Origin of the sequence: Lautropia dentalis (genome assembly GCF_003892345.1) — a bacterium.
GTDB classification, from domain to species: Bacteria; Pseudomonadota; Gammaproteobacteria; order Burkholderiales; family Burkholderiaceae_E; genus Lautropia; species Lautropia dentalis.
In genome coordinates, this window is sequence record NZ_RRUE01000001.1 from 210,417 (window position 1) to 216,997 (window position 6,581).

Sequence of the window (6,581 nt, forward strand, 5' to 3'; positions counted from 1 at the left end):
CGTGGCATCACACAGAATTAACCCACAAGGAGATCACAGGATGTCGTCGGAATCTGCATCGAACACGCGGCCCATGCCGGGCCCGGATACCGGAATTTCCGGGGGCGGCGCGCAGAGTATGGATGCGTCACCGTCCGGTCCGGCCGACGTCGGCGGCGTGCCATTCCCGCTGCCCGATGTCGTGCTGGAGCCGTTCGTGCGACAGGCGCTGGCCGAGGACTTGGGACGGCGTGGCGACATCACGTCGGCTGCCGTCATTCCGCCTTCGGCCACGGCCTGTTTTGACGTGACCAGTCGTGAGCCGGGCGTGGTGGCCGGGCTGGACCTGGCCCGCCTGGCCTTTCACCTGTTCGATCCGGCCGTGACGTTCCAGGCCCGGGCGCAGGACGGGCAGCGGGTACGGCCCGGGCAGGTGCTGGCACGCGTGCAGGGGCCGGTGCGTTCGCTGCTGTCGGCCGAACGCACGGCGCTGAATTTCATGACGCATCTGAGCGGCATCGCCACCCTGACGGCTGCTGCCGTGGCACAGACAGAGGGCACGGCCGCGCGCATCACCTGCACGCGCAAGACCCTGCCCGGGCTGCGCGTCCTGCAGAAATACGCGGTGCGCGCTGGCGGGGGCTGCAATCACCGCATGGGTCTGGATGACGCCATCCTGATCAAGGACAACCACCTGGTGCATTCCGGCAGCTTGGCGCAGACCCTCCGGCGTGCCCGGCAGGCGGCCGGACACCTCATTCCGCTGGAAGTGGAGGTGGACACGCTGGGTCAGCTGGAAGAGGCGCTGGAGGCGGGCGCCGACCTGGTGCTGCTCGACAACATGGATGACGAGATGCTGGCGCAGGCCGTGGCGATGTGCCGGGGCAGGGCACGCACCGAGGCATCCGGCGGCATCACGGTCGAGCGCATTCACCGTGTGGCGGCAACGGGCGTGGACTTCATCGCGCTGGGCTACCTGACCCACAGCAGCCGGTCGCTGGACATCGGGCTGGACGAGCCGGTGAGCTGAAGCAGGCCGTCTGGCCGAGGGGCTGGGTGGGCACCTGGGGTGCTGCCTGCCGCCCGGGCCGGGGACTGAAGCCGGCGGCAGGACGCCGCCGCATGCGCGAGTTGCAGCTTACGGCGCTTCCTGCAGCGCCTGCGCGTGCCACGCAATGTGCTCGCCGATGAAGCTGGCAATGAAGTAGTAGCTGTGGTCGTAGCCGGGTTGCAGGCGCAGCTCCAGCGGGTGCCTGGTAGCGGCGCAGGCGGCTTCCAGCAGTTCGGGGCGCAGCTGCTCGTGCAGGTAGGCGTCCTCACCGCCCTGATCGATGAGGATGGGCGGGCGGATGCTGGCGCCATGCTGGCCAGCGGCCAGCGCCTCGACCAGCGCCACGCTATCCCAGGCCTTCCAGGCCTGCGGATCGTTGCCCAGGTAGGCCCCCAGAACCTTCTGGCCCCAGGGCACCTGCGAGGGGGCCACGATGGGGGCGAAGGCCGAGACGCTGCGGTAGCGCTCGGGGTTGCGCAAGGCCACGACCAGCGCACCATGCCCGCCCATCGAATGACCAAGGATGCTGCGCACGTCGCTGGCCGGGAAGTGGGCTTCCACGAGGGCCGGCAGCTCGTCCACCACGTAGTCGTACATCCGATAGTGGTCGGCCCAGGGGGCCTGGGTGGCGTTCACGTAGAAGCCGGCACCCTGGCCCAGGTCGTAGCCTTCGTCGTCGGCCACGTCCTTGCCGCGCGGGCTGGTGTCGGGGGCCACTAGGATGAGGCCATGGTGGGCGGCGTGTTGCTGGGCACCGGCCTTGGTGATGAAGTTCTGCTCGGTGCAGGTCAGGCCCGAAAGCCAGTAGAGCACGGGGCATTTCTCGCCGGCCAGCGCCTGCGGCGGCAGGTAGACGCCCACGTTCATGAGCGTGCCGGTGGAGGAGGAGGGGTGCTGCCAGACTTCCTGGCGGCCGCCGAAGCAGGCGTGCTGTTCGATCTGTTTCATCGTTTTGTGTCCGTGGGACCGGCCGAAGGCATGGCCCGGGAGCTGGCCGAAGGCACGGCCCCGGGGCTGTACCGTCATGTCGGCCGGTTGTGTCGGCCGGTCGTGTCAGGAAGGGCGCTCAGTAATGCACCACGCTGCGGATCGACTTGCCTTCGTGCATCAGCGTGAAGGCGTCGTTGATGTCGTCCAGCGGCATGGTGTGGGTCACGAAGGGGGCCAGGTCGATCTTGCCGTGCATGGCTTCTTCCACCATGCCGGGCAGCTGCGTGCGACCCTTCACGCCACCGAAGGCGGTGCCCAGCCAGCGGCGGCCGGTGACCAGCTGGAAGGGGCGGGTGGAGATCTCCTGTCCTGCGCCGGCCACGCCGATGATCACCGACTGACCCCAGCCGCGGTGTGCGGCTTCCAGTGCGGCGCGCATGACATTGACGTTGCCGATGCACTCGAAGGTGTGGTCCACGCCCCAGCCGGTCATCTCGATGAGCACCTGCTGGATGGGCTTGTCGTGGTCCTTCGGGTTCACGCAGTCGGTGGCGCCGAACTGCCGGGCCAGCGGAAACTTGTCGGGGTTGGTGTCGATGGCGATGATGCGCCCGGCCTTGGCCTGCCGTGCACCCTGGATGACAGCCAGGCCGATACCGCCCAGCCCGAAGACGGCCACCGAGTCACCGGCCTGCACCTTGGCGGTGTTGTGCACGGCGCCGATGCCGGTGGTGACGCCGCAGCCCAGCAGACAGACGTGTTCGGGGTTGGCCTGCGGATTGATCTTGGCCAGCGAGACCTCGGCCACCACGGTGTATTCGCTGAAGGTGGAGCAGCCCATGTAGTGGTAGAGCGGCTGGCCGTTGTACGAGAAGCGCGTGGTGCCGTCGGGCATCACGCCCTTGCCCTAGGTGGCGCGCACCGAGGTGCAGAGGTTGGTCTTGTTGCTCTTGCAGAACAGGCACTCGCCGCATTCGGCGGTGTAGAGCGGAATGACGTGATCGCCGGGCTTCACGGAGGTGACGCCTTCACCCACGGCTTCCACGATGCCGGCGCCCTCGTGGCCCAGCACGACGGGAAAGAGGCCTTCCGGATCGTCACCGGACAGGGTGAAGGCATCGGTATGACAGACCCCGGTATGGGTGATGCGCACCAGCACTTCGCCCTTGCGGGGCGGTTCGACATCGATCTCGACGATCTGCAGGGGTTGGCCGGCGGCAAAGGCGACGGCGGCGCGGGATTTGAGGGTGGTGGTCATGGGGGCTTCTCTTCGTGAGGGGGAGTTGGGTCACTGTAACACGTCATGGGGCGTGGTTTGGGGAGGGCGCTTTCGGGTGAGGGGCTGTGCTTCATGGAAGACGGCTTTGGGTGATGAGGGCTGTGCTTCGCGGAAGACGTTTTTTGGTGGGGCCTGCGTTTCATGGGGGACGCGTTCAGGTGGGGTTCTGTGCCTCATGGAGGACGCTTTCGGGTGGGATTCTGTGCCTGATGGAGGACGCTTCCGGGTGGGGCGGCGTGGGGAGGGGGAGGCCCATGCGGCTCATATGCTCAATCCAGTTTTGTTGCCCACGACCTGCGTCGTGGTCAACAAAGCTGGATGGCTATAAAACTTTGCAACAACCGGGCTGCACCCGCCCGTTGCAAAGTTTTCACGCCGACCACGAAATCGCCGCATGGGCCTCCCCCTCCCCACGCCGCTTCCCGGGTTTGCAGGGTGCGGCTTCGACGAGCAGGGACTGGTGTCGTACCTGCGGCGTTTCGCTGCATGGGATCATTACCGCTACGGGAGCAACGTTCCGGAGTCTGTGGGGCAGCATTCAGGAGAAAAGGCGGTGACTAGGCTCCGGACTGAATGGTGTGGCCAGACTGAATGGTGCGGCGTGGTGGCCAGAAACAGAACCGCCCGCGCGGCCGGGGAGGCTGGCGGGCGGTGGGGAAGCGCTTCTGCCGGTGGGGGCGAAGCGCTTCGGGGGCGCAGGGTGGAGGGGCTCAGTGCCGCGTTTTCGACAGCGGCTGGCTGGCGCCGTCGGTGCCCTGCTGGCGGGGGCGGGCGGGGATGCCCTGTTTGCTGTCGAATTTCAGGGCGGGCTGGCCTTTTTCTGTTTGCACGCTGGTGCTGGGGCCTTGCGCCTGACGGGCCTTGACCTGTTCGATCACTGTGTTGCTGCACGAGCCTTCGATGAAGTCGGCGCGGTGCAGCATGCCCTTGCGGGCGTCGATGAAGAGGCTGTTGGCATCGCCCACGTTCTGCGGGCTGCTGGTGACGAGGCGGCTTCTGCGGGGCAGGGTGCGGCTGTCGACCTTCAGGACGTGGGTGCGGGGGCGCAGGCCACAATGGCTGTATTTGCCCTGTTCGTCGGAGACGAGCCAGGTGCCGTTTTCCAGATACAGACGTACGCCGGGGATGCCCAGTTCTTCGCGGTCCTTGATGGAATTGCCGTTGCAGTCGACGAAGATCTGGCCGGCCAGGCAGGCTTCTTCGGAGAAGATGCCGCCGGTGACCTGTACTTTCCAGCGGGATTCGTTGGAGCAGTCGGCCAGACCGGAGGGGCTGCGGGGCGCGACGCACTGGATGTGGGCACGGTTGATGCCGTCACCTTCCTGTGAGCCGACGCCGGCGCGCAGGCGGTAGGTGATCAGCACATCGCGGCTGCTGGTGCCTGTGCTGCCCGTCAGGCGGCTGCCGGTGGTGTCCGGGTTGCCGGTGCCGGCCGCCGTGTTGCCTGCCGTGCTGCTGGCGGTTGCGTTGCCGGTGGTGCTGCCCGGCATGTCGATGCGGTCCAGGGTGATGCGCAGTTCGCGGCTGCTGGCCATTTCCACGTTCGTGGCGGTGGCGTTCTGCACGCGTACGGAGCCGGGTTCGAAGCGGAAGCCGCGCGGCAGCAGATCCACGACCACGGGTTTGATGGCCGGGGTGTTGCCGGTGTTGCGGATGCGCAGGCGGTAGGCCACCTGTTCACCCAGTTCGACGCTGCGCAGGCCGCTGGATTTCTCGATGACGAGGGTGGTGGATTCGATGGGTTCCGGTGTGTCCACGCACGCCTGCGAAGTCAGCGGGGTGCTGTTGATGGGCTGCAAGGCACCGTCGTAGTGGGTGAGGCTGACGGTGTTGTGCAGGCCATTGCCGCCGGTGGCCGAGCCTGTGGAGGAGGCGATGGAACCGGTGGCCGCGGAGGTGGTCGCGACGCTGCCCGTTCCGGTGCCGGTGCCCACGGCGGTACCTGTGGCGGTATTTGTGGCGCCACCCGTTGTGCAGCGGTTGTTGTGTGTGCTGCTGCCGAAGGGTACGCGGATGCGGCTGGTCATGCGGTAGACGTGCCGGCCGCTGTGGCCGGTGGTGGTGTCCTGCATTTTCAGGACACGGCGGCTGGCGAGCGGCCACTGCACGGTGCCATTGGTCAGTGTGATGGGGGTGATGTTCAGTGGCTGCAGGCTGTTCTGGCCGCGGCTGGTGCGTGAAGGTGTCTGGCCCGTGCGGTTGTCGTTCGCTGCGCTGGGGGTAGCGTTCGTGCGCAACGACTGGCCATCGCGTCCGGTGCGGCTGGCGCTGCCTGCGTCGTCATCGCCGTCATCGCTTTCCAGCGTGACCTGGGTGGACACGACCTGCACATCGGGGTCGAAGGCGGGGGTATCGGTCAGGTCGTAGGTGGCATCGACGCCGCTCTGGTGGGTGACGGTGACGATGTGCTGCACCGTGTATTCGTTGGCGGTACCGGCCACGAGTGCGGGTTCACCGACCACGGATTTTTCCACCCGGATGCTGGCGGGGATGTCCTTGAGGGTGAAGCGGCAGCCGATGTTGGCACGGTTGCCGGTGACGAGGAAGGGGCCGTTCTGCGTCTGGCCATCGACGACGTAGGTGTCCTGCAGGGTGCCGCCATCGCAGGCCCAGCTGCCGGTCTGGTAGCCGGGCAGGGACAGGCCGGTGAGTTTATACACGCCGGGGGCCACGGGCACCGGATCGGAGGATTCGGATTTTTTCGGGCTGCGGATTTCCTTGCCCTGGCCGGATGCGGAGACGGTGTTGTCGTCGGCGGTGGCGGTGCCGCCGTACTGGTTGATGATGTCGAGTTTGAGCGACAGGCTCACGGGGGCGTCGCTGTGGTTGATGGTGCAGACCACGTTGTCGCCGTTGGCCAGCGTCACGTCGGCATCGCCTTTTTTGGCATTGCCGCTGTCTTCGGTGATGATGGTGACATCGCGGACCGAAGTACGGCCGGCTGCGCTGCTGCCGGTAGTGCCGGAAACAGTACCCGAAGCATTCGACGTGGCACCGGATGCAGAGCCGCCTGCTGCGCCCTGGGCGGCATCATCCGTGCTGACCGTGCACGACCAGGCGCCCGGTACATAAATGGGTTTGCCGTCGCTGTCGAGCAGATTGGTGGCGTGCAGGCGGTAGCTGCCGGGCAGCACCTGCACCGAGGTTACGGTCGGGGTGCCGGTCTTGCCGGACAGCGCAGCGGTCTGGGTGCTTCCACCGTTTCCGCTGCCACCGTTGCCACCATGACCTGTGTTGCCACCGTTTCCGGCATTGCCGCCATTTCCACCCGATCCGCCATTATTGCCGGAACCACCATTGCCGCCATTCTGGCCGGACAGCGGCCCCGTGGCGCTGAGGTCG

2 protein-coding genes and 2 pseudogenes are annotated in these 6,581 nt (G+C 66.8%); 1 reads left to right on the top strand and 3 read right to left on the bottom strand.

Annotated elements, in window-relative coordinates; translation table 11 throughout:
* The first annotated feature begins 118 nt into the window (after positions 1–118).
* A complete protein-coding gene (nadC, locus tag EHV23_RS00840) occupies positions 119–1,009 on the top strand; it encodes a carboxylating nicotinate-nucleotide diphosphorylase (RefSeq protein WP_125095441.1) in 891 nt (296 codons plus the stop codon).
* 108 nt (positions 1,010–1,117) lie between these two features.
* Here the strand turns inward: nadC and fghA are convergent, their stop codons facing one another.
* The 3 genes and pseudogenes from fghA to EHV23_RS16310 form a co-directional block, all read right to left on the bottom strand.
* The gene (gene fghA, locus EHV23_RS00845) at positions 1,118–1,978 is read right to left on the bottom strand and encodes an S-formylglutathione hydrolase (RefSeq protein ID WP_125094299.1); all 861 of its coding nucleotides are present in this window, start codon (positions 1,976–1,978) and stop codon (positions 1,118–1,120) included.
* 118 nt (positions 1,979–2,096) lie between these two features.
* Positions 2,097–3,218: pseudogene (locus EHV23_RS00850) on the bottom strand (S-(hydroxymethyl)glutathione dehydrogenase/class III alcohol dehydrogenase).
* A 731-nt stretch (positions 3,219–3,949) separates the two neighbouring features.
* Positions 3,950–6,581 (bottom strand): annotated as a pseudogene (locus EHV23_RS16310) (DUF11 domain-containing protein); the annotation flags it as partial.

Bases quoted from the DNA above. Each gene is read 5' to 3' on its own strand.
- nadC (WP_125095441.1), top strand. From the start codon at position 119: ATGGATGCGTCACCGTCCGGTCCGGCCGACGTCGGCGGCGTGCCATTC.
- fghA (WP_125094299.1), bottom strand. From the start codon at position 1,978: ATGAAACAGATCGAACAGCACGCCTGCTTCGGCGGCCGCCAGGAAGTC.